Here is a 26,494-nt window from a genome sequence, read left to right on the forward strand (position 1 = left end):
CGGGGTGTGATGCTGTTTTACGCTACCCCCCCGCGAACCGTGCCGCAGATGCTGCTGTGGCGTGGCTACTTGCCGCGCCGCACGCGTCGCAACTCGTCGATCACCAGCAGCACGGCGCCCACACAAATGGCCGAGTCGGCCACGTTGAACGCCGGCCAATGCCAGCCACCGACGTGAAAGTCGAGAAAGTCGATCACATGGCCATAGATCACACGGTCGATCACGTTCCCGAGCGCGCCGCCCAGAATCAGCGAGAGCGACAGGCAGAACATCTTCTGGCCGTTGTGACGCTTGAGCAGCCACATGATGACCACCGCCGCGACCACGCCGAGCAACGTGAAGAACCAGCGTTGCCACCCGCCCGCAGCGGCCAGAAAGCTGAACGCTGCGCCCTTGTTGTACACCAGCACCAGATTGAAGAACGAGGTCAGCGGGTGGAATTCGCCGTACTGGAACGTCTTCAGAATGGTGAGCTTGGTGACCTGATCGAGCAGAATCGCGATGACCGCAATCCCGAGCCACGGGGCCAGACCCAGCGTGGTGCCGATGCGGGCACCGCCGCCATTGCCATTGCTACCGTTGTTACGTCTTGCGCCCGAACGAGCGCCTGCTTTGCCAGCCATTATGCCGCGCTCCGGTGTTCGCCGCTGCCGAACAGATTCGACACGCAGCGGCCGCACAAGGTCGGATGTTCTGCGTCCGAACCCACGTCGAAACGATAGTGCCAGCAACGCTCGCACTTCTGATGCGTCGAAGGTGTGACGACCACGCCTTCATCGGCGTCGCCGGCCACTTGTTTGACGGTGGCTGCCGACGTGATCAGCACGAAGCGCAGATCGTCGCCGAGGCTGGCCAGCACGTCGAACTTGCGGCCCGCCACGCGCACTTCCACTTCGGCCTGCAACGACGAACCGATCTGCTCGGCGGCGCGGGCTTCTTCGAGTGCCTTCGTGACGTCGCCGCGCACGTTGCGCAGCAGGAACCACTTTTCGAGCAGTCGGGTGCTCTCGGCCACTTCCGGATACTGGTAATACGTTTCAGTGAAGATCGTGTCGTTGCCCGGCTGGAACACCTGCCACGCTTCTTCCGCCGTGAACGACAGGAACGGGGCCATCTGCTTGAGCAGGCCGTGCGTGATGTGATACAGCGCGTTTTGCGCGGCACGGCGGGCCGGGGCATCCGGGGCGCTCGTATAGAGGCGGTCCTTCAGGATGTCGAGGTAGAAGCCGCCGAGGTCTTCCGAGCAGAACGTCTGGAGCTTGGACACGACCGGGTGAAATTCATAGCGGTCGTAGTGGCCGAGCACTTCGGTTTGCAGCGAATTCGCGAGCGCGACGGCGTAGCGGTCGATCTCCAGCCACTGATCGGCCGGCATCGCATGCTTCGCGTGGTCGTAGTCGGCCAGATTCGCGAGCAGGAAGCGCAGCGTGTTGCGAATGCGGCGATACCCTTCGGTCACGCGCTTGAGAATTTCGTCCGAGATCGACAGCTCGCCCGAGTAATCGGTCGACGCCACCCACAGGCGGATGATTTCCGCGCCCAGCTTGTCGGCGACGTCCTGCGGCAGGATCGTGTTGCCGATCGACTTCGACATCTTGCGGCCCTGACCGTCGACGGTGAAGCCGTGCGTGAGCAGCGCCTTGTACGGCGGGCGGCCGTCGAGCATCGAGGCGGTCAGCAGCGACGAATGGAACCAGCCACGGTGCTGGTCCGAGCCTTCCAGATACAGATCAGCCGGGAAGCCCAGTTCATGCGCGTGCGAGCCGCGCAGCACGTGCCAGTGCGTCGTGCCCGAGTCGAACCACACGTCGAGCGTGTCGCGGTTCTTCACGTAATCCTTGGCTTCATCGCCCAGCAGTTCCACCGGGTCGAGCGTCTGCCAGGCTTCGATGCCTTCGATTTCCACGCGCTTGGCGATGGCTTCGAGCAACTCGGGCGTGCGCGGATGCAGCGCGCCGGTTTCCTTGTGCACGAAGAAGGCCATCGGCACACCCCATTGGCGCTGGCGCGAGAGCGTCCAGTCCGGGCGGTGCGCGATCATGTTGTGCAGGCGCTGCTTGCCCCACGCCGGGAAGAACTCGGTCGCTTCGATACCGGCGAGCGCGATCTCGCGCAGCGTCTTGCCGTCACCCGGCGCGCCTTCGACCGGCGTTACATCCATGCCGGCGAACCATTGGTTCGTCGCGCGGTAGATGATCGGCGTCTTGTGGCGCCAGCAGTGCATGTAGCTGTGCGTGTACTTGAACGAGTGGAACAGGGTGCCGGCTTCGCGCAGCGCGTCGACGATGTGCGGGTTCGCGTCCCAGATCGACTGACCGCCAAACAGCGGCAGGCTGTCCTGATAGCGGCCGTCGCCGAGCACCGGCATGCGGATTTCCGAATCGGGCATGTCGTGCGCCTTGCACGACAAAAAGTCTTCCACACCGTAGGCCGGGGCCGAGTGCACGATGCCGGTACCCGTGTCGGTCGTCACGTAGTCGCCGAGGTAGATCGGCGAGGTGCGTTCGTAGCCGGCGTCGGCCGTTGCCAGCGGGTGACGGAAACGGATCAGCGAAAGGGCTTCACCCTTCGTCTTCGCGATGATTTCGCCATGCAGGCCGTAGGTCTTCAGGCAGTCTTCGACACGGTCGGTGGCGAGGATCAGCAGGCCGCGCTCGGTCGACACCAGTGCGTACTCGACTTCCGGGTGCACGTTCAGCGCCTGGTTCGACGGGATGGTCCACGGCGTGGTCGTCCAGATGACGATGTAGCCCGTGTCCGTCGGCAGCTTGGCCAGACCGAACGCCTTGGCGACCTTCTCCGGTTCGGCGAAGGCGAAGCCGACGTCGATGGCCAGATCGGTCTTGTCCTTGTACTCGACTTCCGCTTCGGCCAGTGCCGAGCCGCAGTCGAAGCACCAGTTCACCGGCTTCAGACCCCGGTAGACGTAGCCGTTCTCCATGATCTTCGCGAGCGCACGAAGCTCATCGGCTTCGTTCGTGAAGTTCATGGTCTTGTACGGGTTGTCCCAGTCGCCCAGCACGCCCAGACGCTTGAAGTTGGGCTTCTGACGCTCGATCTGCTCGGCGGCGTAGGCGCGCGCCTTTTCCTGCACTTCACGCACGGGAAGGTGCTTGCCGAACTGCTTTTCGATCTGGATTTCGATCGGCATGCCGTGGCAGTCCCAGCCCGGCACATACGCGGCGTCGAAACCGGCAAGGCTGCGCGCCTTGACGATCATGTCCTTCAGGATCTTGTTGACCGCGTGGCCAAGGTGGATGTCACCGTTGGCATACGGCGGGCCGTCATGCAGGATGAACTTCGGCCGGCCCTTGCTGGCTTTGCGGATCTTGTCGTAGATCTTCTTGTCCTGCCATTGCTTGACCCATTGCGGCTCGCGCTTGGGCAGATCGCCGCGCATCGGGAACGGCGTATCCAGCAGATTGACGGGGTACTTGCTCGGGGCTTTCTTTTCGCTCATGGTGCTTCGCTACGAATTTTTGGAAATCGGTGTGGGGCGCTGGTGCCGTGTGCGTCGCGTGCCGGCCGGCGGGGCCGGTAGGACGCTTGGCGACGACGTATGCCAGAGGCGGCAGCGGGCCGCGCGCGCGACGCGAAGCGCCGGAGCACGCGGGCGAAGATCAACTAATTCGGTCAGTGGCCGAGGTGGCGAAGTCGCGTCGTGCGCTCGGGCCGTTGGCGTCGAGCGCATGGGCGAAATAGGCACGTGCCTCGCGCGTGTCCTGCGCGATGGCGGCTTCGAGTTCGGCCAGACCGTCGAATTTGGCTTCGTCTCGCAGCTTCTGCAAAAATTCCACGCGCACGAGTTTGCCGTAGCAATCGCCCGCGAAGTCCAGCAGATGCACTTCCAGCAGCACACGCCCCGAATCGTCGACGGTCGGGCGCAGGCCGAGGCTCGCCACGGCGGGCAGCGGCGTGGCGGCCAGCCCATGCACCTGCACGACGAAAATGCCCGCGAGGGCCGGGTGTTTGTGTGCGATACGAATGTTGAGCGTCGGGAAGCCGAGCTTGCGCCCGAGCTTCATGCCATGCACGACGTGGCCGGAGATCGCGTACGGGCGACCGAGCAGCGCATGGGCGCGCTCGAAGTTGCCGTCGGCGAGCGCGGCACGCACTTCCGAGCTGGAGATGCGCACGCCGTCATGGGCGATCGTCGGCATTTGCTGGACGACGAAGTCGTGCTGGCGGCCCGCTTCGCGCAGGTACTCGATATCGCCGGCGCGTTTGGCGCCGAAGCGGAAGTCGTCGCCGACGAGCAGCCAGCGCGTATGCAGGCCGTCCACAATGATGTTGCGAACGAAGTCTTCGGGCGACTGACCGGCGAAATGGGCGTTGAAGTGTTCGACCACCAGCCGGTCGACGCCGTGCGCGCGCAGTGCTTCGAACTTGTCGCGCAAGTTCGAGATGCGCGCGGGCGCCTTGTCAGGGGAGAAGTATTCGCGGGGATGGGGCTCGAACGTCATCACGCATACCGGCAGGCCGCGCGCAGCCGCTGCGGCGCGCACGCGCGCGAGCAGGGCCTGATGGCCGAGGTGCACGCCGTCGAAATTGCCGATCGTCAGCACACAGGGCGCTTTGCTTTGCGCGTTGGGTAGACCCCGGAAGACTCGCACGATAAGGAAGCGTCAGTACAGGACGTTGATGAACGTTGGTGGGTAAGCTGCGCGGCGCTGCCCGGGACTGCCGGCCTGCGGCGGCGGGGCGGGCCCGGGGTGCCTGACAGGACGGCCGATCCGACATTGCGGCGCCGCAGAACGTTGAATTATAAACGCTTCGGCGCCTTCGCGGCGCGGATCGCGTGTCTGGTGCGGCGCGCCAATGATAAAATCCGGCGATGAAGAACATTGTCATCCTGATTTCCGGACGTGGCAGCAATATGGAGGCCATCGTCCGTGCCTGTACTGAGGAAGGCTGGCCAGCCCGCGTGGCTGCTGTCATCGCCAACCGCGACGAGGCCGAGGGCCTCGCCTTTGCCCGCGAGAACGGCATCGCCACCGCCGTCGTCCCCAGCCGCGGCAAGACCCGCGAAGTTTTCGACGGCGAACTCGCCGCCGAAATCGACCGCCTCCAACCCGATCTGGTCGTGCTTGCCGGTTTCATGCGCATTCTGACGCCTGAATTCACCGAGCGGTACGCCGGACGCCTCGTGAATATCCATCCGTCGCTGCTGCCCGCGTTTCCGGGCTTGCAGACCCACGCACGGGCGCTGGAAGCCGGCTGCAAGATCGTCGGCGCGACCGTGCACTTCGTGACGGCCGAGCTCGATCACGGCCCGTTCGTGCTGCAAGCGGCCGTGCCGGTCATCGCCGGAGACACGCCCGAGGCACTGGCCGAGCGTATTCTTCCGCTGGAACACATCATTTATCCGCGCGCTGTGCGGTGGTTCGTGGAAGACCGTCTGGTCGTGGCCGATGGCCGCGTGACAGTCAAACCCGCCGCCGATGGCACGCCCGATCCGCAATGGCTTTTTGGTGAGAACGCATGAGCACCCGTCCGACACAGCGCCGCGATGGCGCAAATCAATCCGGTAACCGCTCAGGCGGCAAGTCGTCCGAGACGAAGGAGCGCTACGTGCGCCCCGACCGCTACGACCGCACCCGCAACGATCGCCGCCCGGAAGCCCCGCCCGCCGAGACCGCCCGCATGCGAGGCGACCATCTGTCGCCCGCGCTTTTCGAACATACGCAGCGCCTGCTCGGCAGCGTGCTCACGTTCACCGGCCCGGCCGACATGCTGGTGAGCACGTATTTCCGCGCCAACGCCAAGCTGGGCCACCGCGAGCGCGGTGTACTGGCCGAAACCGTTTTCGCGATCCTGCGCCGCAAGCTCGAATTCGGTCAGCACGCCGGCAGTGGTTCGGGCCCGCTGGAGCGCCGTCTGGCGCTGCTGGGTCTGGCCTTCACGCGCGGCTTGACGTCTGTGCAACTGGTCGCCACGCCTGACGAAGTCACGTGGCTGGAACACGTCGGTCAGATCGATCCGGCGAGCCTTTCCACGCGTGTGCGCACCAATTTGCCGGACTGGCTGTACGAGCGTCTCGCGAAGCGCTTTGACGCCGCAGAACTCGAACCGCTGGCCGCCGCGCTGAATCAGCCCGCGCCGCTCGATTGCCGCGTGAACCTGATCAAGGGAAATCGCGACGACGTGCTCGCGCAACTGCGCGCTGACGGGTTCTCGGCTGAGCCGACGCCGTTTGCGCCGAACGGCATCCGTCTGGCCGGCAAGCCCGCGCTGCAAAAGCACCCGCTGTTCATCTCGGGCACCATCGAAGTGCAGGACGAGGGCAGCCAGTTGCTGTGTCAGTTGGTCGCACCGCGCCGTGGCGAGATGATTGTCGACTTCTGCGCAGGGGCCGGTGGCAAGACCCTCGCCATCGGTGCGCAAATGCGCTCGACCGGGCGTCTCTATGCGTTCGATGTCTCGGACAAGCGGCTGGCGAAACTCAAGCCGCGGCTGGCGCGCAGCGGGTTGTCGAACGTCTATCCTGTGATGATCGACAGCGAGAACGACAGCAAGATCAAGCGTCTGGCGGGCAAGATCGACCGCGTGCTGGTCGATGCGCCGTGCAGCGGGTTGGGTACGCTGCGCCGTAATCCGGACTTGAAGTGGCGCCAGTCGCCGCAATCGGTGTCCGAGCTGACGCAAAAGCAGGCATCGATTCTGGCGAGTGCTGCGCGGCTGGTGAAGCCGGGCGGCCGTTTGGTCTACGCCACGTGCAGCCTGCTGAACGAAGAAAACAACGCGATCGCCGAGGCGTTTGCGGCGGCGCACCCGGACTTTGCGCTGGTGCCGGCCAACGAGTTGCTGGCGTCGCAGAAGATTGCGCTCGACACGGGCAAGTATCTGGAACTGCTGCCGAACCGCCACGCTACGGACGGGTTCTTTGCCGCCGTGTTCGAGCGCCGTGCGGCTGAAAAGGCACCGAAGGCACCCAAGGCAGCACCGGAAGTCACGGAAGTTGCTGAAGTTGCAGCACCGGAAGCGCCGGAAGCCTCGGCGGAGTAAGCCGGGCGGCCGGCCGATGGGTGAATGAGCGAGTGCCGCGAGTCACGGCGTGACCCGGCACATGCTTGCGGGCGTTAGCTAAGAAGGGAAAAAAGAGAAATGGCGATGCAGGAAAGTCCGGCTTTCGCGAAGTTGGTGCGCGACGTCGTACGCGACTTCGGCGACCCGCAAATCATCTGGCAGATCGTGGCACTGGCGGTCGCGCTCGGCGTGGCACTCGTCCTGCGGCGCTGGATGATCGGCCGCCTCGATCGCCATTTCGAGACCGTGGCACCGTCGCGCCGGGCCGGTTCGTCGAGCCTGCGACGCTCGTTTTTCCCCATGTTCGGCTGGCTTTGCGTGGCGCTCACGCGCGTGGTACTGCAAGAGTACATGCGCGTGTCGCTGTTGCGCCTCGCCGAAGTGCCGCTTTTCGGGACGGCACTGATCTATCTGGCGTTCTACTTCGCGCGCCGCCTGTTCGCCTCGTCACCCCATGCCTACGGGCTGTTGAAGGTATTCGAGCGGGTGTTCACCACGTTCGCCTGGCTGTCGATGCTGGCTTACGTGCTGGGCGTGCACGACGATATTCTGAACTGGCTGGCCAGCGTGCGTTTTGCCGTCGGTTCCAGCCATCTGACGCTGCTCTCGATGCTCTCGGGCATCCTCTGGATCGGCGTGACGCTGGTGTTGGCGATGTGGGTGGGTTCGCTGATCGAAGACCGGATCATGCGCACCACCACGCTCGACGGCAACCTCAAGGTGGTGATGTCGCGGCTGGTCAAGGGCGTGCTCACGCTGATTGCCGTGCTGGCCACGCTGTCGTTCGTGGGCATCGATATCACCGTGCTCGGCGTGTTCGGCGGGGCGCTCGGGGTGGGGCTGGGGTTTGGCTTGCAGAAGATCGCGTCGAACCTGGTGTCGGGCTTCATCATCCTTCTCGACCGCTCGGTGCGGCTGGGCGACCTGATCACCGTAGCGCCGTATCACGGCACTGTTTCCCAGATCAATACGCGATATACGGTCGTTCGTGGGCTTGATGGGGTGGAAGCGCTGGTACCAAACGAGAAGCTCGTGACGGACGTGGTGCAGAACCACTCGTTCACCGAGACGCGCGGGCGCGCCAAAGTGAACGTGCAGGTGGCCTACAGCGCCGACGTAGAACTGGCCATGTCGCTGATGCTGAAAGCTGCTGAGGGGATTCCCCGCGTACTGACGGACCCGCCGCCGTCGGCGTTGCTACTGAACTTTGGGGCCGACGGCATGGACCTCGAAATGGGGTTTTGGGTACAAGACCCCGCTTTAGGCAGCGGATCGATCCGTTCGCAGATAAATTTGCGGATTTGGCGCACATTTCGCGAGCACGGTATTGAAATTCCGTATGCGCAGCGCGAAATACGGATTCTGAACGACTGGGCCGACGGTGTGCCTGCGGGCGGGCCGGCGGATGCCGTCAGCCGGGTCAATTTGCCCCCGGGAACGCCGGAACTGGCGCAAACACAGGCTGTCGAGGGCAAAAAGCCGACCCCGTAGACGGTTTTTTCTACGTCGGCGCCTTGACCTGCGACAAAATGCGTGGCGGGGACGTTACACACGGGGAACAGTCCGTCAGGTAAAATGCCCCCCAAACCATAAAAAACCAGACGTTCACTGGCACGTTTAGCGCTCACTCGCCCCGAGGAATTTACGCAACTTGCGGAGTTCCTGCGAATCAAAGCGTCAAGCGAGCGCAAGAACGAGACCGGACGCGGTGGCTGGCCCTCCGCATGGCCCGACAAGACAAGGCGCGGCAACTTTGCCGCCATTGCCACCGTATTGATTAGTTTGGAGTGATATTTTGCTGGACAGTCTCCTTGGATTTCTCTCGACCGGCCTGCTCGACTGGAGCGGCTGGAAGATCTTCTTCTTCACGTTGATCGTCACCCATGTGACGATTGCCGGCGTGACGATCTATCTGCACCGTTGCCAGGCGCACCGCGCGCTCGACGTGCACCCGGTTGTCGCCCATTTCTTCCGTCTGTGGCTGTGGATGACCACGGGCATGATCACGAGCGAATGGGCCGCGATTCACCGCAAGCACCACGCCAAGTGCGAAACGCCGGAAGATCCGCATAGCCCGCAGACGCGTGGCCTGTGGAAGGTGCTCGCCGAAGGCGCCGAGTTGTATCGTGCCGAAGCGAAGAACGAAGAAACGATGCGTAAATTCAGTCACGGCACGCCGAACGACTGGATCGAGAACAACATCTACAAGCGCTTTCCGATTCTCGGTATCAGCGTGATGATGATCATCAACATCTCGCTGTTCGGCGCCATCGGTTTGACCGTGTGGGCGGTGCAGATGGTGTGGATTCCGTTCTGGGCGGCAGGTGTGATCAACGGTCTGGGCCACTACTGGGGCTACCGTAATTTCAACTGCGCCGACGCGTCGACGAACCTGCTGCCGTGGGGCATCATCATCGGCGGCGAAGAGCTGCACAACAACCACCACACGTATGCCACATCGGCCAAGCTGTCGAACAAGTGGTACGAGTTCGACATCGGCTGGCTCTACATCCGCATTCTGTCGGCCGTGGGTCTGGCCAAGGTGAAGAAGATCGCGCCGACGCCGAAGCTCGCGAAGAACAAGGCCACGTGCGACGACGATACGTTGCAGGCCGTGCTCTCGAACCGCTACGAAGTCATGGAGCGCTACGCCAAGACCTTCAAGCGTGCCTATAGCGAAGAGCTGGCGCGTTTCAAGGAAAAGCGTCAGGTCGGCGAGTATCAGTTGTTGCGCGGTGCCCGCAAGTGGCTGCATCACGACGAAGCTTCGCTGCAAGAGCCGCAGAAGCAACAACTCGGCGAAATCTTCGCACACAGCAAGTCGGTGCAGACGTACTACGAACTGCGCAGCGAACTGGCCGGTATCTGGGAACGTTCGAACGCCTCGCGCGAGCAGTTGCTGAGCCAGTTGCAGAACTGGTGCCATCGTGCCGAACAAAGCGGGATTCACGCGTTGCAAGAATTCGCGACGCGACTGCGCCGTTACGCGTAAGGCGAATCAGCCAGAATTTCGTTTTTGTCGCATAATCGAAACCCCGCTACGGCGGGGTTTTGTCATTCCGGTCCCCACAGACCCAGCGAAAATGAATGCCTCACTCAAATCCGTAGAATTCGAGCGCCCCGCACCGAGCGGCGCCCTGTGCGTTGCCCACGCTTGGGCACGCGTCCCGGATGCGCCGTCGCAGGAGCAGCGCACGGCGCTCAAAGCGCGTATCAAGCGTCTGCTCGTCGAGCAAGATGCCGTGCTGGTGGCGCATTACTACGTCGATGCCGACTTGCAGGATCTCGCCGAAGAGACGGGCGGCTGCGTGTCCGACTCGCTCGAAATGGCGCGCTTCGGCCGCGATCATTCCGCCAAGACGCTGGTGGTGGCTGGTGTGCGCTTCATGGGCGAGACATCGAAAATTCTCAGCCCCGAGAAACGCATTCTGATGCCCGATCTGGACGCGACCTGTTCGCTCGATCTGGGCTGTCCGGCTGACGAATTTGCGGCATTCTGCGATGCGCATCCTGACCGTACCGTCGTTGTTTATGCGAACACCAGCGCAGCCGTGAAGGCGCGTGCCGACTGGATGGTGACGTCGTCGATCGGGCTGGAAATCGTGGCGCATCTGCACGCGCAAGGTAAGAAGATTCTGTGGGCGCCGGATCGCCACCTCGGCAGTTACGTGCAAAAGCAGACTGGCGCCGACATGTTGATGTGGCAGGGCGCATGCCTTGTGCACGACGAATTCAAGGCGACCGAGCTTGAGCTGCTGCGCCGCGAGCATCCGAATGCGAAGGTGCTCGTGCATCCGGAATCGCCGGCGGCGGTGGTCGAGTTGGCCGACGTGGTCGGTTCCACCTCGCAAATGATTGCAGCCGCGCAGACGATGGACGCAACCGAGTTCATCGTGGCGACCGACAACGGCATTCTCCACAAGATGCGGGCGGCGGCACCCGGCAAGCGTTTCATCGAAGCGCCGACGGCCGGTAACAGCGCCACCTGCAAGAGCTGTGCGCATTGCCCGTGGATGGCGATGAACAGCCTGCAAAATCTGGCCGACGTTCTCGAGTCGGGTCAGAACGAAATTCATGTCGACGCGGAGATTGGCCAGCGAGCCCACACGTGTATCGACCGTATGTTGTCGTTCGCCGAAGCGCGCAAGAAGAACGTGCGCGCTAGCGGCGATTTCGCGCGCGATGGCGCGCTGTTTGCCGGTGTAGGCCCCGCATAATGACGCAATCCGTATCCCTGAGCACCACCGAGGCACTCTCTGCCGAGTTCGCCACGTTCGGCGAACCCCTCCAGACCGCACTCTTGCGCAATGTGCGCGACGCGTTGGCCGAAGACATCGGCGCGGGCGACCTGACGGGTTTGTTGGTCCCCGCCGACGAGATGGCGCACGCGCGCATCATCGTGCGTGAAGCTGCCGTGCTGTGTGGCGTGCAATGGTTTGAGGCGTGCATGCGCAGCATCGATGCGTCGGTTCGCGTTCAGTGGCATTACCGCGAAGGCGAGCCCATGACGCCCGATTCGACGGTGTGCGACATCCATGGCCCCGCGCGGGCGTTGCTCACGGGCGAGCGCACGTCGATGAATTTCCTTCAGATGCTCTCGGGCGTGGCGACTGCCGTGCGCCGGTACGCGGACATCGTCGAAGGCACCAAGGCGCGCGTGCTCGATACGCGCAAGACGATGCCGGGTTTGCGTCTGGCGCAGAAGTTTGCCGTGCTTGTCGGCGGTGGGGTGAATCAGCGTCTCGCGCTGTACGACGGCATTCTCATCAAGGAAAACCACATCGCGGCGGCGGGCGGCATTCGTCAGGTGCTCGCGAACGCCGATCGGCTGGCCGATGGCGCTTCGGTACAGATCGAAGTGGAGTCGCTTGAAGAGCTGGAGACTGCGCTGGAGTGCGGCGCCAAGTCGATCCTGCTCGATAACTTCACGCTGGAAATGATGCGTGAAGCGGCGCGTGTGACCGATGGCCGTGCCGTGCTGGAAGCGTCGGGCGGCATTGGTCTGGAAACGCTGCGCGCGATTGCCGAGACCGGTGTCGACCGCATTTCCGTCGGTGGTCTCACCAAGGATGTGCGCGCCACCGACTTCTCGATGCGCATTCTCGAGACGGTGGGCTAAGCCCCGTCACGGGACGGGGCGGCGGGTCAGCGCTTGCGAGGCAGTACCGGCGAAAGGACGGTCGGTAACGCCTTGGGTAGCGTATCGGGGAAGTCGCGGGAGTAGTGAAGCCCGCGGCTTTCGTGGCGTGATAGCGCGCTATCCACGATCAACGACGCCACATCGACCAGATTCCGTAGTTCAAGCAGATCGCGGCTCACGCGGAAGTTGGCGTAGTACTCGGTAATTTCCTCACGCAGCAGAGCGATACGATGCTGCGCACGCTCCAAGCGCTTGCTTGTGCGCACGATGCCAACGTAATTCCACATCATCCGGCGCAATTCATCCCAGTTGTGGGCGACCACGACTTCTTCATCCGCATCGGCCACGCGGCTCTCGTCCCATGCAGGCACGTCGGTAATGCCGGGCAGCGACACCTCATCACGCTGAATATCTTCCGCGGCGGCCTTGCCCAACACGATGCACTCCAGCAGCGAGTTGCTGGCCAGACGATTGGCACCATGCAGGCCGGTGTAAGTCGCTTCGCCCACGGCATAAAGTCCCGGCAAATCGGTGCGGCCGTTCATATCCGTGACGACACCGCCACAGGTGTAATGCGCGGCGGGCACCACCGGAATCGGTTGTTTCGTGATGTCGATACCGAGTTCGGCGCAGCGCGCGAGAATCGTCGGGAAGTGTTCTTGCAGGAATTCGGGACTTTGATGGCTGATATCGAGATACACGCAATCGAGTCCGTGCTTCTTCATCTCGAAGTCGATAGCGCGCGCCACGATGTCACGCGGCGCCAATTCGGCGCGCGGATCATGCTGCGGCATGAAGCGAGTCCCGTCCGGAAGCACCAGCCGGCCACCTTCGCCGCGCACCGCTTCGCTGATCAGAAACGACTTCGCGTACGGGTGGTAGAGGCAGGTCGGATGAAACTGGATGAATTCCATGTTCGCGATCCGGCAACCGGCGCGCCAGGCCATGGCGATACCGTCTCCCGTCGCGGTGTCGGGATTCGTCGTGTAGAGATAAACCTTCCCCGCACCGCCGGTGGCCAGCACCGTATGACGGGCGGTCATCGCGTGGACCGCGCCGGTGGCCATATCCTGAACGTAAAGTCCCTGGCAATGGCGGCCGACGGTCGGCGCGGCGTCGGCGCGGTCTGAAGTGATCAGATCGACGGCGAAGTGGTTTTCAAGCAGCGTGATATTGGGGTGTTGGCGCACCCGTTCGGTGAGGGTGGTAATCACCGCGTGGCCGGTAGCATCGGCCGCATGAATGATGCGGCGATGGCTGTGACCGCCTTCGCGTGTGAGGTGAAAACCGAGTTCGGCGCCTTCGTCACGCGTGAACGGCACGCCCTGACCGATCAGCCATTCGATCGCTTCGCGGCTATGTTCGACGATAAAGCGCGTAGCGGCCTCGTCGCACAACCCGGCGCCGGCAATCAGGGTATCGGCCACATGTTCGTCGACGCTGTCGGCCGAATCGAGCACGGCGGCGATGCCGCCTTGCGCCCAGTCGCTGGCGCCTTCGGGCATCGGGCGTTTTGCGACCAGTGCGACCCGGCAGGTGTTGGCCAGATGAAGGGCGACGGATTGACCGGCGAGTCCACTGCCGACGATGACGACATCGAAATTCATGATACGGGCTGTCTCCGTAATCGACGTCATCTTGGTGACGTGATTCGCATGATGGGAAGTGAGCCAGTATAGCGAGTCGATACGCGCGTGGCACATGACCCTATGCGCACATCGGCAAAATCGGAGGGGGGATGACTACGCAACGCGTAGCTTGGTGAATTTCGGGACGCCCAAATGAAAAACCCCGCCAGAGGCGGGGCATTGAACGCAACAGCGAACTGCTGCGAGAAAACCTGTTGATCTTATTTGATCTTGGTTTCCTTGTACGGCACGTGCTTACGAGCGACCGGATCAAACTTGCTGATTTCCATCTTTTCCGGTTTGGTACGCTTGTTTTTGGTAGTCGTGTAGAAATGACCGGTACCAGCGGTCGATTCCAACTTGATCTTGTCGCGAGCGCCTTTTGCCATGATGAGCTCCTAAAACTTAGATGGCCTTGCGCGAACGCAGGTCGGCGAGAACGGAATCGATGCCGTTCTTGTCGATCAGGCGCAGGCCAGCGTTCGAGATACGCAGGCGCACCCAACGGTTTTCGCTCTCAACCCAGAACCGGCGATTTTGCAAGTTCGGGAGAAAACGGCGCTTGGTTTTGTTGTTGGCGTGGGAAACGTTGTTGCCGACCATCGGCGCTTTCCCGGTCACTTGACATACGCGTGCCATGAAGCACTCCTAACCCAGAATTCTGTGTAAAAAAAAGTGGTGAGTCGAAAAGACAGACCGCGATGATACCACAAAAATCCCAGACAAATCAATCGCTTTTGGGCGATGTAGGACGCGAGCCCATGGTGGGAAGCGCCTGTCGGAGATTCGGGAAGGGACGGATTATAGCGCAAGCGGCCCGCGAACGCGAACTGCTTGCTAAATTGTTGTGCAGATCACAACTCGCCCTGCTCGGCGAGCGAGTACACGCTATCGCCGGCGACGATGAAATGATCGAGCAACCGTATCTCCAGCAGGGTCAGCGCATCCCCGAGCAGCCGTGTGAGCGCTAGATCTGCCGGGCTTGGCAGGGCGATACCCGACGGATGATTGTGGGCGACAATCACTACAGCCGCATTGACGTCGAGTGCGGCGCGCACGATTTCGCGAGGGTAGGCGCAGGTCTGAGTGAGGGTGCCTTCAAACATGATGCGGGCACTCACCAGCCGATGGCCGGCATCCAGAAACAGGCAGACAAAGCGTTCGCGCGAGTGATCGCGCAGCGTCAGGCGAAGGTAATCGCGCACGCGTGCCGGTGTATCAAGCACGTCGCCGGCCTCCAGGCGCTCGCCCAGCATGCGGCGGGCCATTTCTAGTGCGGCTTGAAACTGGACGAACTTGGCCTGACCGAGGCCGGGAATCTGCCGTAGCGTCTCGAACGGCGAGGCGAGCAGGCGGGTCAATGAGCCGCCGCTACCCGCGAGCAGGTCGCGGCCGAGATCGACGGCATTGCGTCCGCGCGAGCCGGTGCGCAGGAAAATGGCGAGCAATTCGGCATCGGAAAGGGCGTTAGCCCCACGGGCAAGCATTTTTTCGCGGGGCCGCTCGGCGAGCGGCCATTGGGCGATGGACATGACGACTCCAGGCGCAGACACCGCCGCGCGCATGAATCGTCGCGATGTCACTAAAGAGAAATACAGCCGCTGGAGGTAAAATTCCGGACTGCGCGTAGGGGGAGCCGGACGCGCAACGCGTCGTCATTTACAATATTAGCTTGACCTTGCTGTGAGACCCCCATGAATTCTGTCGCACCCCCCGTGGTTCAGGACGATTCCTATCTGACGCTGCACTACCGGATTGGCGCCCCTGACGGCGCGGATATCGTCAACACTTTCGAAGGCACGCCGGCCACGCTGCAACTGGGCGGCGGCCAGATGGCGCCGACGCTCGAACAGGCGCTGCTGGGCATGAATGTGGGGGAGCGCCGTAGTATCGAACTTGCCCCGGAGCAGGCCTTCGGCCCGCGCAATCCCGAGTTGCTGCAACGTGTCACGATGAAGACGCTGCAAGAGAACAGCAATTTCGGCGAAGAATATACCGTGGGTGATCTGGTCGAATTCAATGCGCCGAGCGGTGGCCGCTATGCGGGCATCCTGCGCGAGTTGGGTGACGGCTGGGCATTGTTCGACTTCAACCATCCTTTGGCTGGACAGCCGATTGTGTTCGAAGTCCAGATTATCGGCATTCTGTAGGAATCGAAATGAGCGCCACCCAAGTCGTTGCGCCGACCCTGTCGGACGCGGAAATTCTGCTGGCCCAGCCGCGCGGTTTTTGCGCGGGCGTCGACCGTGCAATCGAGATCGTCGAGCGCGCGCTGTCCATGTATGGTGCCCCGATCTATGTTCGTCACGAGATCGTACATAACGCCTATGTCGTCGAGAACCTGCGCAAGAAAGGCGCGATTTTCGTCGAAGAGCTGACCGACGTGCCCTCGGGCAACACGTTGATCTTCAGCGCTCACGGCGTGTCGCAAGCCGTGCGTGCCGAAGCGCAGGAGCGCGGTCTGCGCATTTTCGACGCCACCTGTCCGCTCGTGACCAAGGTGCACGTCGAAGTCGCGAAGATGCGCGGCCAGGGGCACGAGATCATCATGATCGGCCACAAGGGCCACCCGGAAGTCGAAGGCACGATGGGGCAGTCGGGCGAGGGCATGTTCCTCGTCGAGACCATCGAAGACGTGCTCGCACTGCAAGTCGCCGACGAAACGAAACTGGCTTTCGTGACGCAGACGACGCTGTCGGTCGATGACGCCGCCGAAGTGATCAACGCGCTCAAGAAGCGTTTCCCGCTGATCACCGAGCCGAAGAAGCAGGACATCTGCTACGCGACGCAAAATCGTCAGGACGCCGTGAAGTTCATGGCCCCGCAATGCGATGTCGTGGTGGTGGTGGGCAGCCCGAACAGCTCCAATTCGAATCGTCTGCGCGAAGTGGCCGAGAAGATGGGTGTGCCGGCCTACATGATCGACTCGCCGGCGCAGCTCAAGCCCGAGTGGTTCGATGGCAAACGTCGTATCGGTGTGACGGCAGGCGCTTCGGCGCCGGAAGTGCTGGCGCAGTCGATCGTCGCGCGCCTGCGCGAACTCGGCGTGAATCAGGTCAAGGTGCTCGAAGGCGTCGAGGAGAACATCGCGTTCCCGCTGCCGAAGGGCCTGACGCCGGTGACCGAGTAAGTTTTACGTTGTCAGCATGATCGTCTGCGGGACGTCGTCAGCACGACGGCCCGCAGTCACGAAAGCCGGGGTGCCGCATCATGCGCGCCCCGGCTTTTTCGTTTCCCGTCCCCACTCACACACCCCTCCCGCCGCCCCTCGGTAAGCCTCCCGCAAGCCTTCCTCGCGCCCCCGCAAGCCGCTCCCCATGCCCTTGGCGGCCGTCAATAAACGCACCCAAATTCAAGTCAAACCCCACGCGACAGCTACGCAATTCTGCGTACGTTTTTGCGGAATCCCCGCAATGGCGATTTGGCGAATTTCGCCGTATCGGCCATTAAAACCACGTGCGTGATTTCCGCAATTCATCGCTTAATGAATTAATACCAAATAACGCCATTCGGTTTTCAATTATCTAATTATTTATATATTCACTTAATTAGAGTATTCGTTCCAAATCGACCGGGCACGTAATTTGCTTTATAAATAACTATGGTGATGAATCCCATATTTGGTGCATTGTATGCACCATGGAGCCGCCTGAGCGAATTCGCGCAGGTCTGTAAAACCTTGATCGAAAGCGGGGTTGCACTTTTGAAAAAATAGGGTTGCACAAGTCGGTATAAACCTTAGGCCTCCATTATGGAAAACCCTGTGGCGGCGGGCGTCGCAGCCGCAAAGAATGGAGTTACAATGCGCGCGTTTCGCATACGAAACATTGAATTGGCGTTATTGGCGTTTTATTAAACCGCCGACAATCAGGAGATAATCACATGCAACTCAAGTTCGCGAAGGTACTGCCCGTAGTCGCCGCAGTGACGCTGTTGGCGGCATGCGGTCAGAAGGAAGAAAAGCAGGCCGATTCGGGTGCCGCTTCTGCACCTGCCGCGACGACTGCCGCCAGCGGGGGCGGCGATGCGGTTGTTATCAAGATTGGTCACGTTGCACCGTTGACGGGCCAAATTGCTCACTTGGGCAAAGATAACGAAAATGGTGCACGCCTCGCCGTTGAGGAAGCCAACAAGGCCGGTCTGACCATCGACGGCAAGCCGGTCAAGCTGGAACTGGTGGCTGAAGACGATGCGGCCGATCCGAAAACCGCTACCCAGGTTGCACAGAAACTGGTCGACGAGAAAGTCGTCGCAGTGGTGGGCCACTTGAATTCGGGCACGACGATCCCGGCCTCCAAGATCTATAGCGATGCGGGCATCGTGCAGATCTCCCCGTCGGCAACCAACCCGGCCTACACCCAACAGGGCTTCAAGACGGCCTATCGTGTGGTGGCGACGGACGCTCAGCAGGGTCCGGCACTGGCCAACTACGCAACGAAGACGCTGGGTGCCAAGTCGGTGGCCATCGTCGACGACGCGACCGCCTACGGCAAGGGCTTGGCCGACGAGTTCGAGAAGACCGCCAAGGCCAACGGCCTGAAGGTGCTCTCGCACGACGCGACCAACGACAAGGCCACGGACTTCCGCGCCATTCTGACCAAGATCAAGGGTGAGAAGCCGGACATCATCATGTACGGCGGTATGGATGCGACCGGCGGCCCGTTCGCCAAGCAGTCGAAGGAACTGGGCATTGGCTCCAAGGTGCTGGCCGGCGACGGCGTGTGTACCGACAAGGTGGCCGAACTGGCCGGCGACGCCATCGACAACATCGTCTGCTCGGAAGCGGGTATGGCGCTGTCGAAGATGGAAGGCGGCGACGACTTCTCCAAGCGTTATGAAGCTCGCTTCAACCAGCCGATCCAGATCTACGCCCCGTTCACGTATGACGCTGTCAATGTGATCGTCGACGCGATGAAGCGTGCCAACTCGACCGATCCGGCCAAGATCCTGGCGGCCATGCCGGCCACCGACTACAAGGGTGTCATTGGCCACATCGCATTCGACAGCAAGGGCGACATGAAGGAACCGGTGATTACGCTCTACAACTATCAGAACAAGAAGAAGAGCGTGCTTGACGTGGTGAAGATGTAACTCCCGGGCGCTAGCGCCATGAAACGGCACCGTTGCCTACCCTTTCGGTGCCGTTTCTTCATCTGCGGAACGAAGCCGTGCCTGCATGACGGGCACGGCCCCCCCTCCTGAACCAGGATCAGCCTCAACACCCGCAGTTCTCTCAGCCACCCCTGCGACGCCTATCGGTGAAGCGCGCTGGGAGCCCGTTTTCGGGGAACAAGGAGTTAGCTTCATGGATATTTTTATCCAACAAATCTTGAACGGCCTCGTGCTTGGTAGCGTGTACGCGATCATTGCGCTGGGCTACACCATGGTCTACGGCATCTTGGGCATCATCAACTTTGCCCACGCCGACGTGATGATGATCGGCGCGATGGTCGCGCTGTCCACCATTAACTTGTTGATGAAGATCGCACCGAACATGAATCCGGTGCTTATGCTGGCCATCGCCACGGCGGTGTGTGTGCCCGTGTGCGCGTTGACCAACTTCGTGATCGAACGGGTTGCTTACCGGCCGCTGCGCAACGCACCGCGTCTGGCGCCGCTGATCACCGCCATCGGCGTGTCGCTGCTGTTGCAGACGATCGCCATGCTGATCTGGTCGCGCAACCCGCTGTCGTTCCCGCAACTGCTGCCTACCGACGCCTTGACGGTTATCCCGGAGCGCGGCAACCATCCGGGCGCCGTGACCAGCGGCACCGGTATCGTGATCGTCGTCGTCGCGTTCCTCGTGATGTTCGGCCTCACGCAGCTCGTGAACCGTACCAAGCTCGGCCGTGCCATGCGCGCCACTGCGGAGAACCGCAACGTGGCGGGTCTCATGGGCGTGAACCCCAACTTCGTGATCTCGGCGACCTTCGCGCTGGGCGGCGGACTGGCGGCACTCGCGGGCGTGATGATGGCGTCGAACTACGGAAACGTCCACTTCTACATGGGTTTCATTCCCGGCATGAAGGCGTTCACCGCCGCCGTGCTCGGGGGCATCGGCAACCTGCAAGGCGCCATGGTCGGCGGCGTGCTGCTCGGCCTGATCGAAGCGCTGGGTGCCGGTTACATCGGTGACCTCACCGGTGGTGTTTTCGGCAGTAACTATCAGGACGTGTTCGCGTTCGTCGTCCTGATCGTGGTGCTCGTGTTCCGTCCGTCCGGGTTGTTGGGCGAACGCGTGGCAGATCGTGCATAAGCGGCGAGGACAAACACAATGAATCAACCTGTGCAAACTTCGTCGGGCGCGGCCACGCAAATTTCAGCCGCCGCCGCCACACGCAAGGCCTATCGCGGCCTCGCCTTTTTCCTGCTTGCGGCCATCTTCGCGCCGGTACTCGTGGGCTACGCCGGTGGCAACTACTGGGTGCGCGTGCTCGACTTCGCGCTGCTCTACATCATGCTCGCGCTGGGCCTGAACATCGTGGTGGGCTTCGCCGGCCTGCTCGATTTGGGCTACATCGCGTTCTATGCCGTGGGCGCGTACGTCACCGCGTTTCTCAGCTCGCCGCACTTGTCGACGCAGTTCGAGTGGATCGGGCATCTGTTCCCGAACGGACTGCACGTGCCGGTGTGGTTCACCATACCGATCGGGGCGGCGGTAGCGGCGATATTCGGCATCTTGCTGGGGGCGCCGACACTGCGTCTGCGGGGTGACTACCTGGCCATCGTCACGTTGGGTTTCGGCGAAATCATCCGCATTTTCATGAACAACCTCGACCGTCCGGTGAACATCACCAACGGCCCGAAGGGGATCACCGCGATCCAGCCCGCGTCGCTGTTCGGCTTCGATTTTTCGAAGGCGCACAACTTCTTCGGGGTACAGGTCAGCTCGGTGTACATGTATTACTACCTGTTCGTGTTCCTGGCGCTGATCATCGCGTTCATCTGCGTGCGATTGCAGCACTCGCGCATCGGACGGGCATGGGTGGCCATTCGTGAAGACGAAATCGCCGCCAAGGCGATGGGCATCAACACGCGCAACATCAAGCTGCTCGCGTTTGCCATGGGCGCGTCGTTCGGCGGTGTGGCCGGCGGCATGTTCTCGGCGTTCCAGGGCTTCGTCTCGCCCGAGTCGTTCACCTTCTGGGAGTCGATCGTCGTGCTCTCGATGGTGGTGCTCGGCGGCATGGGGCACATTCCGGGCGTGATTCTGGGCGGTGTGCTGCTCTCGGCGTTCCCCGAGATCCTGCGCTCGACCATGGGCCCGTTGCAAATGAAGTTGTTCGGCAGCGTCATCGTCGATCCCGAAGTGATCCGGCAGTTGTTGTACGGTCTGGCCATGATCCTGATCATGCTGTACCGTCCGGCCGGCCTGTGGCCGTCGCCGCGTCCGGAAGAACGGACTCTGTAAGCCGAGGGAGATGATCTGACTATGAGCGAACAAATTCTGCTGTCCGTCAAGGGCGTGAACAAACGCTTCGGCGGTCTTCAGGCCCTCACCGATGTGGGCCTGGAAATCAAGCCGGGACAAATTTATGGACTGATCGGCCCGAACGGTGCCGGCAAGACCACTTTCTTCAACGTCATCACCGGGCTCTACACGCCCGATTCCGGCGAATTCACGCTCGACGGCAGCGCCTACAAGCCGACCGCCGTGCATGAAGTGGCGCGCGCGGGCATTGCCCGCACGTTCCAGAACATTCGTCTGTTCGGCGGCATGACCGTCGTCGAGAACGTGATGGTCGGGCGCCACGTGCGCACGAAGATGGGCGTGATCGGCGCCATCCTCCGGTATCCGGGGGCGAAGGCCGAAGAGCGTGCCATCCGTGACCGCGCGATGGAGTTGCTCGAATACGTGGGCGTGGCGAAGTACGCCAACTACACGGCGGCCAACCTCTCGTACGGCCACCAGCGCCGTCTGGAGATTGCGCGTGCGCTTGCCACCGATCCGAAGCTGCTCGCACTCGATGAGCCGGCTGCCGGCATGAACGCGACCGAGAAGATCGAGTTGCGCGGCTTGCTCGACAAGATTCGCAGCGACGGCCGCACGATCCTGCTCATCGAGCACGACGTGAAGCTGGTGATGGGCTTGTGCAACCGCATGACGGTGCTGGATTACGGCAAGGTGATTGCCGAAGGTTTGCCGCAGGATGTGCAGAAAAATCCCGCGGTGATTGAAGCGTATCTCGGTGCAGGAGGCCATTGATGAGCGCAATGTTGACGATCAAGGGCCTGAAAGTCGCGTACGGCGGGATCAAGGCGGTCAAGGGGATCGACCTGAGCATCGAGCCGGGCGAACTGGTCACGCTAATTGGCGCGAACGGTGCGGGCAAGACGACCACGATGAAGGCCATCACTGGCCTGTTGCCGTGGGCCGATGGTGATATCGAGTATCTGGGCAAGTCGATTCGCGGCGTAAAGGCGTTCGATCTGCTCAAGCAGGGGCTGGCGATGGTGCCGGAAGGCCGTGGCATCTTCACGCGCATGACCATCCTCGAGAACATGCAGATGGGGGCGTATCTGCGCAACGACACGGCCGGGATCAAGAACGACACCGACAAGATGTTCGGTATCTTCCCGCGTCTGAAGGAGCGCAAAGACCAACTCGCCGGCACGCTCTCGGGTGGTGAACAGCAGATGCTCGCGATGGCACGCGCGCTGATGAGCCAACCGAAGTTGCTGCTGCTCGACGAGCCGTCGATGGGCCTCTCGCCGATCATGGTCGACAAGATCTTCGAGGTGGTTCGTACGGTGTCGAGTGAAGGTGTGACGGTGCTGCTCGTTGAGCAGAACGCGCGGCTCGCGTTGCAGGCCGCAAACCGTGGCTATGTGATGGACAGCGGGCTCGTCACCATGACCGGTAACGCGAAAGACATGCTCGACGATCCGAAGGTGCGCGCCGCGTATCTTGGCGAGTAAGTCTGGGCGAGTCGGTTCGCATCGATACGCTGCTGAAAGGAAAAAGAGCGCCGGAGGAAACCCCGGCGCTCTTTTTTCATAGCGGCGACGCCAGCACTTACAGCGATTCCAACATTTACAGCAACGCTCCCGCTCCGGCCGTGAGCGGCAGACGCTTGCCCAGACTCACCACATCGTCAGCGGCATAGCCGTGCGCCGCGTAGAAGGCGAGGGCGTCGCGCGACTGCGTGAGCACCTGCAAGTTGAGCTTCAGACAGCCGCGCTCGGTCAGTGCATTTTCTGCGTGACGCAGCAACGCACTGGCGACACCGCGCCGACGCAGCGTCGTCGCGACCGCGAGCGAATACACCCAGCCGCGATGCCCGTCGTAACCGGCCATCACGGTGCCGACAATCTTGCGATCGCGCACGGCGACGAAGAACAGGCCGTCGTGCATCGCCACCTTATTGGCGATCGAGCGGCGCGGCTCGCGATGCGGCTTGTCCGCGCGGTTGTACTCGGGAAATGCCTCCCGCCAGAGCGCGATCACCGCGTCGGTATCGGTATCGTCGAACGTGCGGATATGGATGTCGGTAGCCAGCGCGATCACGATGCATTCTCCCTGCCGGTATAAATATCCGGCCGGTGAATCTGCATCATCTTGTTGGGTTCGCCCAGCGGCTCGAAGCCGTAACGCGCATAGAGGCTTGCCGCGTCGGTGGTGGCGAGCAGAAAGCGCCGCAGGTTCTGCAACGCCGGGTGCGCGAGCACGTTCTCGCACAGGCGCTTGCCGATGCCCAGGCCGCGCATCGACGGATCGACGAACACATCCGCCAGATAAGCGAACGTGGCGCGATCGGTAATCACGCGTGCAAAGCCGACCTGCTGCACCGGCCCGCCTTCGACGTGCGTGGCGTACGCGCCAAAGCACAGCGAGTGCGAAATCGCGCGCGTGAGCGTGTCACGCGGAATGTCTTTCGCCCAATGCGTCTGCGTCGACAGTGCCTTGTGAATGAAGCCGATATCCAGTCTGGCCGGATCGGGCGATATTTCGACGATGGCGTCGGCCGGTGGCGTCGCGTGCGCCTGGCTCATGTCGTTCATCGTGGGTCTCTCCTCTGAGAATCTGGGAACGTGGCGACGGGTCTTACGCGTGCTTGGCGAGCAGCGAGTCGAGCAGGGACAGCATCTGATCGATTTCGTCGCGGCTCACGTTGAGCGCCGGCATGAAGCGCAGCAGGTTCGGGCGGGCCGAATTGAGCAGCAGGCCGTCCGGCCCCATGTCGCGCGCCGCTTCCACCAGTTGCGGGCCGATGTCGCGCCCGAGCAGCAGCGCGCGCAGCAGGCCGGCGCCACGCTCGCCCTGACCGCCGTAGCGCGACGACAGGTGCTCCAGCCCGGCGCTCAGGTAATCGGCCTGTGCCCGCACGAATTCGAGGAAACCCGGGGCGCTGACCGTGCGCATCACTGCGAGGCCCACGGCACACATGAGCGGATTACCGTTATACGTGCCGCCCTGATCGCCCGGCTGGAAGACGGCGAACTCGTCGCCGCAGAGCATGGCCGCCAACGGCACGCCGCCGCCGATGCCCTTGCCGAGCGTCATGATGTCGGGCGTGATGCCTGCCTGCTGGTGAGCGAAGAGCGTGCCCGTCCGGCCGCAGCCTGTCTGCACTTCGTCAACGATCAGGAGCAGGCCGCGCGCCTTCGTGAGCGCACGCAGTTCCTTGAGAAACGCCTCGGTGGCGGGCACCACGCCCGCTTCGCCCTGAATCGGTTCGAGCATCACGGCGACGGTATCGGGGCCGATGAGTGCCTCGACCGAAGCGATGTCGTTGAGATCGGCCTTCGGGAAGCCCGGCACCTGCGGCGCGAAAATCGTGTCCCAGCCCGGCTTGCCGCTGGCCGACATCGTAGCGATCGTGCGGCCGTGGAAACCGTTCTTGAACGTGATGATTTCAAAGCGCGCGCCACCGGCCGGGTTCGGATGCAACTGGCCCCACTTGCGGGCGAGCTTGATGGCGCTCTCGTTGGCTTCGGCGCCGCTGTTCGCGAAGAATACCTTGCCCAGCCCCGACAGGCGCGCGAGCAGATCGGCCAGCTCGATCATCGGCAGGTTGTAGTACGCCGGGCTCGGGTTCAGCAGTTGCGAGGCCTGCGTGGCCAGCGCGTCGCGCATGACCGGATGGCAGTGGCCGAGGCTGTTCACGGCCCAGCCCTGAATGAAATCGAGATATCGCTTGCCGTCGTGGTCATACAGCCACGCGCCTTTGCCGTGGGTGAACACGAGATCCGGGCGCGAGGTGATCGGCAACAGGGCGTGAGTGGCGAACTCGGCAAACTTCGCGTCAGACGAAGTCTTTGAGGTCGACGAAGTTGACGATGACGATGCGGCGGATTGGGAAGCAAGCGACATAACGGTCTCCGAAGGACGAAAGGTAAAGAGACGAGGAATAAAAAAAGCCACGGGGTGTGCCCGTGGCTTTGCTGTGCTTGAGAACTCGCTTGTTATCGCAGTCCATAGCGCGCCGCGCGGCATCCCGGGAGGGGCAGCGTACGGCGACGTCGGATCGAGGCGATGGCAATCAGGTTCATGTCGGCAAGAATAAGGCGATGATGCGGCGCTTGTCAAAGGGAATGCGTGAACTGTCGCGTTCATGCATCTGTCCCTATCCCCCCAAATGACGCGCGCCCGTCGATCAGTTGCCGCTCCCCGGGTTGTCGGCCTCGGTGGTGAAGGCGTCGGCAAAGAACGCATCTTCCGGCAGGTGGTGGTGGGCAATGAAGTCGCGGCGTGCCGATTCGACCATCACCGGCGCCCCGCAGGCGTACACCTCGTAGCCCGACAGATCCGGCAGGTCTTCGACCACGGCGCGGTGCACGAAACCCGTGCGGCCTTGCCACTGGTCTTCCGGTGCGGCTTCGGAGAGTACCGGTACGAAGGAGAAGCCCGGAATCTCGCGCGTCCATTGTTCGACCAGATCGCGCAGGTAGATGTCCTTCAACTGGCGGGCGCCCCAGTACAGCGTCATCGGGCGATTCAGGCCCTTGTGCACGGCGTGCTCGACGATGGCCTTGATCGGCGCGAAGCCGGTGCCCGAGGCGAGCAGCACGATGGGCTTCTCGGAATCTTCGCGCAGGAAGAATGTGCCGAGCGGGCCTTCGAAGCGCAGGATTTCACGCTCCTTCATCGTGTTGAAGACGTGATCGGTGAACACGCCGCCGGGCATATGGCGCAGGTGCAGATCGATGAAGCCTTCTTCGTGCGGCGCGGTGGCCATCGAATAGCTGCGGCGGCGGCCGTCTTTCAGGATGAATTCGATGTACTGGCCGGCGAGGTACTGAAAGCGCTCGTTGGCCGGCAGTTGCAGGCGCATGACGATGACGTCGTCGGCGAGGCGCGTCAGCGCATTCACGCGGCACGGCAGGCGTTTGACCGGAATGTCGCCGATGCCCTTGACTTCGCGGCTCTCGACGACAACGTCGCTCTTGGCGTGCGCGCAGCACAGCAGTGCGAAACCGCGCGTTTCCTCGTCCTTGGTGAGCGCAGTCGCCGAGTGTGCGCCGTGCTCGACGGTGCCCTCGACGAGCTTCGCCTTGCATGACCCGCAGCCACCGTTCTTGCAGCCGTAGGGCAGGCCGATGCCCTGACGTAGCGCGGCCGAGAGCAGTGCCTCGCCGTCTTCGACCTGGAACTCGCGCCCGCTCGGCACGAGGGTAACGTTGTAAGCCATACTACAATCCGAAAAATGAAAAATCCGTCCAAATCCCTCGGTCGCCCACGCCTTCTGGTCGTGGGCTG

General features: G+C 62.2%; 24 protein-coding genes. 13 read left to right on the plus strand and 11 right to left on the minus strand.

Annotated elements, in window-relative coordinates:
* Positions 1-65: 65 nt before the first annotated feature.
* From lspA to CDV44_RS25300, 3 genes are all read right to left on the minus strand, one after another.
* Positions 66-623, minus strand: coding sequence for a signal peptidase II (gene lspA / locus CDV44_RS25290; RefSeq protein ID WP_170936100.1), 558 nt, complete (start codon positions 621-623; stop codon positions 66-68).
* A complete protein-coding gene (ileS, locus tag CDV44_RS25295) occupies positions 623-3,460 on the minus strand; it encodes an isoleucine--tRNA ligase (RefSeq protein WP_087691390.1) in 2,838 nt (945 codons plus the stop codon). The genes lspA and ileS overlap by 1 nt, the downstream gene beginning before the upstream one ends.
* 160 nt (positions 3,461-3,620) lie before the next feature.
* Positions 3,621-4,613 carry a bifunctional riboflavin kinase/FAD synthetase gene (locus CDV44_RS25300; protein WP_087691391.1) on the minus strand — a complete coding sequence of 331 codons (993 nt, stop codon included), beginning with the start codon at positions 4,611-4,613 and terminating at the stop codon, positions 3,621-3,623.
* 221 nt (positions 4,614-4,834) lie between these two features.
* Between CDV44_RS25300 and purN the strand changes: the two genes are divergently transcribed.
* The 6 genes from purN (at position 4,835) to nadC (ending at position 12,145) form a co-directional block, all read left to right on the plus strand.
* Positions 4,835-5,485, plus strand: coding sequence for a phosphoribosylglycinamide formyltransferase (gene purN, locus CDV44_RS25305; protein ID WP_087691392.1), 651 nt, complete (start codon positions 4,835-4,837; stop codon positions 5,483-5,485).
* 158 nt (positions 5,486-5,643) lie between these two features.
* A complete protein-coding gene (locus tag CDV44_RS25310; RefSeq protein ID WP_087691534.1) occupies positions 5,644-7,005 on the plus strand; it encodes an RsmB/NOP family class I SAM-dependent RNA methyltransferase in 1,362 nt (453 codons plus the stop codon).
* 99 nt (positions 7,006-7,104) lie between these two features.
* Positions 7,105-8,517 (plus strand): mechanosensitive ion channel family protein, encoded by a 1,413-nt coding sequence (locus CDV44_RS25315; protein ID WP_087691393.1) that lies wholly within the window; start codon positions 7,105-7,107, stop codon positions 8,515-8,517.
* A 304-nt stretch (positions 8,518-8,821) separates the two neighbouring features.
* Positions 8,822-10,018, plus strand: a complete 1,197-nt coding sequence (locus tag CDV44_RS25320; protein WP_087691394.1) for an acyl-CoA desaturase — start codon at positions 8,822-8,824, stop codon at positions 10,016-10,018.
* Between the two features lie 91 nt (positions 10,019-10,109).
* Positions 10,110-11,243, plus strand: a complete 1,134-nt coding sequence (nadA, locus tag CDV44_RS25325; protein ID WP_087691395.1) for a quinolinate synthase NadA — start codon at positions 10,110-10,112, stop codon at positions 11,241-11,243.
* Complete coding sequence (nadC, locus tag CDV44_RS25330) at positions 11,243-12,145, plus strand: carboxylating nicotinate-nucleotide diphosphorylase (protein ID WP_087691396.1); 903 nt, start codon at positions 11,243-11,245, stop codon at positions 12,143-12,145. The genes nadA and nadC overlap by 1 nt, the downstream gene beginning before the upstream one ends.
* Before the next feature lie 26 nt (positions 12,146-12,171).
* Here the strand turns inward: nadC and nadB are convergent, their stop codons facing one another.
* The 4 genes from nadB to radC all read right to left on the minus strand — a co-directional run bounded on the left by nadB (position 12,172) and on the right by radC (position 15,326).
* The gene (gene nadB, locus CDV44_RS25335) at positions 12,172-13,773 is read right to left on the minus strand and encodes an L-aspartate oxidase (RefSeq protein WP_087691535.1); all 1,602 of its coding nucleotides are present in this window, start codon (positions 13,771-13,773) and stop codon (positions 12,172-12,174) included.
* 242 nt (positions 13,774-14,015) lie between these two features.
* Positions 14,016-14,183 carry a 50S ribosomal protein L33 gene (gene rpmG / locus CDV44_RS25340; protein ID WP_058375786.1) on the minus strand — a complete coding sequence of 56 codons (168 nt, stop codon included), beginning with the start codon at positions 14,181-14,183 and terminating at the stop codon, positions 14,016-14,018.
* A 16-nt stretch (positions 14,184-14,199) separates the two neighbouring features.
* Entirely contained in the window at positions 14,200-14,433 is a 234-nt protein-coding gene (gene rpmB / locus CDV44_RS25345; RefSeq protein ID WP_058375785.1) for a 50S ribosomal protein L28, read from the minus strand.
* A 215-nt stretch (positions 14,434-14,648) separates the two neighbouring features.
* Positions 14,649-15,326, minus strand: a complete 678-nt coding sequence (gene radC, locus CDV44_RS25350) for a DNA repair protein RadC (protein WP_087691397.1) — start codon at positions 15,324-15,326, stop codon at positions 14,649-14,651.
* A gap of 162 nt (positions 15,327-15,488) precedes the next feature.
* Between radC and CDV44_RS25355 the strand changes: the two genes are divergently transcribed.
* From CDV44_RS25355 to CDV44_RS25385, 7 genes are all read left to right on the plus strand, one after another.
* Entirely contained in the window at positions 15,489-15,944 is a 456-nt protein-coding gene (locus CDV44_RS25355; protein WP_058375783.1) for a peptidylprolyl isomerase, read from the plus strand.
* An 8-nt stretch (positions 15,945-15,952) separates the two neighbouring features.
* Positions 15,953-16,924: a 4-hydroxy-3-methylbut-2-enyl diphosphate reductase gene (ispH, locus tag CDV44_RS25360; protein ID WP_087691398.1), complete on the plus strand. Its 972-nt coding sequence runs from the start codon at positions 15,953-15,955 to the stop codon at positions 16,922-16,924.
* 752 nt (positions 16,925-17,676) lie between these two features.
* Positions 17,677-18,885 (plus strand): branched-chain amino acid ABC transporter substrate-binding protein, encoded by a 1,209-nt coding sequence (locus CDV44_RS25365; RefSeq protein WP_058375781.1) that lies wholly within the window; start codon positions 17,677-17,679, stop codon positions 18,883-18,885.
* 214 nt (positions 18,886-19,099) lie between these two features.
* Positions 19,100-20,050, plus strand: coding sequence for a branched-chain amino acid ABC transporter permease (locus tag CDV44_RS25370; RefSeq protein ID WP_087691399.1), 951 nt, complete (start codon positions 19,100-19,102; stop codon positions 20,048-20,050).
* Positions 20,051-20,068: 18 nt separating this feature from the next.
* Positions 20,069-21,205: an ABC transporter ATP-binding protein gene (locus CDV44_RS25375; RefSeq protein WP_249277712.1), complete on the plus strand. Its 1,137-nt coding sequence runs from the start codon at positions 20,069-20,071 to the stop codon at positions 21,203-21,205.
* Positions 21,206-21,226: 21 nt separating this feature from the next.
* A complete protein-coding gene (locus tag CDV44_RS25380) occupies positions 21,227-22,000 on the plus strand; it encodes an ABC transporter ATP-binding protein (RefSeq protein ID WP_058375779.1) in 774 nt (257 codons plus the stop codon).
* The gene (locus tag CDV44_RS25385; RefSeq protein ID WP_058375778.1) at positions 22,000-22,713 is read left to right on the plus strand and encodes an ABC transporter ATP-binding protein; all 714 of its coding nucleotides are present in this window, start codon (positions 22,000-22,002) and stop codon (positions 22,711-22,713) included. Before CDV44_RS25380 ends, CDV44_RS25385 begins: the two co-directional genes overlap by 1 nt.
* Before the next feature lie 115 nt (positions 22,714-22,828).
* Here the strand turns inward: CDV44_RS25385 and CDV44_RS25390 are convergent, their stop codons facing one another.
* From CDV44_RS25390 to CDV44_RS25405, 4 genes are all read right to left on the minus strand, one after another.
* Positions 22,829-23,299, minus strand: a complete 471-nt coding sequence (locus CDV44_RS25390) for a GNAT family acetyltransferase (RefSeq protein WP_087691537.1) — start codon at positions 23,297-23,299, stop codon at positions 22,829-22,831.
* Entirely contained in the window at positions 23,299-23,796 is a 498-nt protein-coding gene (locus tag CDV44_RS25395; protein WP_087691400.1) for a GNAT family N-acetyltransferase, read from the minus strand. Before CDV44_RS25395 ends, CDV44_RS25390 begins: the two co-directional genes overlap by 1 nt.
* A gap of 43 nt (positions 23,797-23,839) precedes the next feature.
* Complete coding sequence (locus tag CDV44_RS25400) at positions 23,840-25,108, minus strand: acetylornithine transaminase (RefSeq protein ID WP_087691401.1); 1,269 nt, start codon at positions 25,106-25,108, stop codon at positions 23,840-23,842.
* A gap of 283 nt (positions 25,109-25,391) precedes the next feature.
* Positions 25,392-26,426, minus strand: a complete 1,035-nt coding sequence (locus tag CDV44_RS25405) for a CDP-6-deoxy-delta-3,4-glucoseen reductase (protein ID WP_087691402.1) — start codon at positions 26,424-26,426, stop codon at positions 25,392-25,394.
* Between the last annotated feature and the right edge of the window lie 68 nt (positions 26,427-26,494).

Source organism: Pandoraea sp. PE-S2R-1 (genome assembly GCF_002179865.1).
Taxonomy (GTDB): domain Bacteria; phylum Pseudomonadota; class Gammaproteobacteria; order Burkholderiales; family Burkholderiaceae; genus Pandoraea.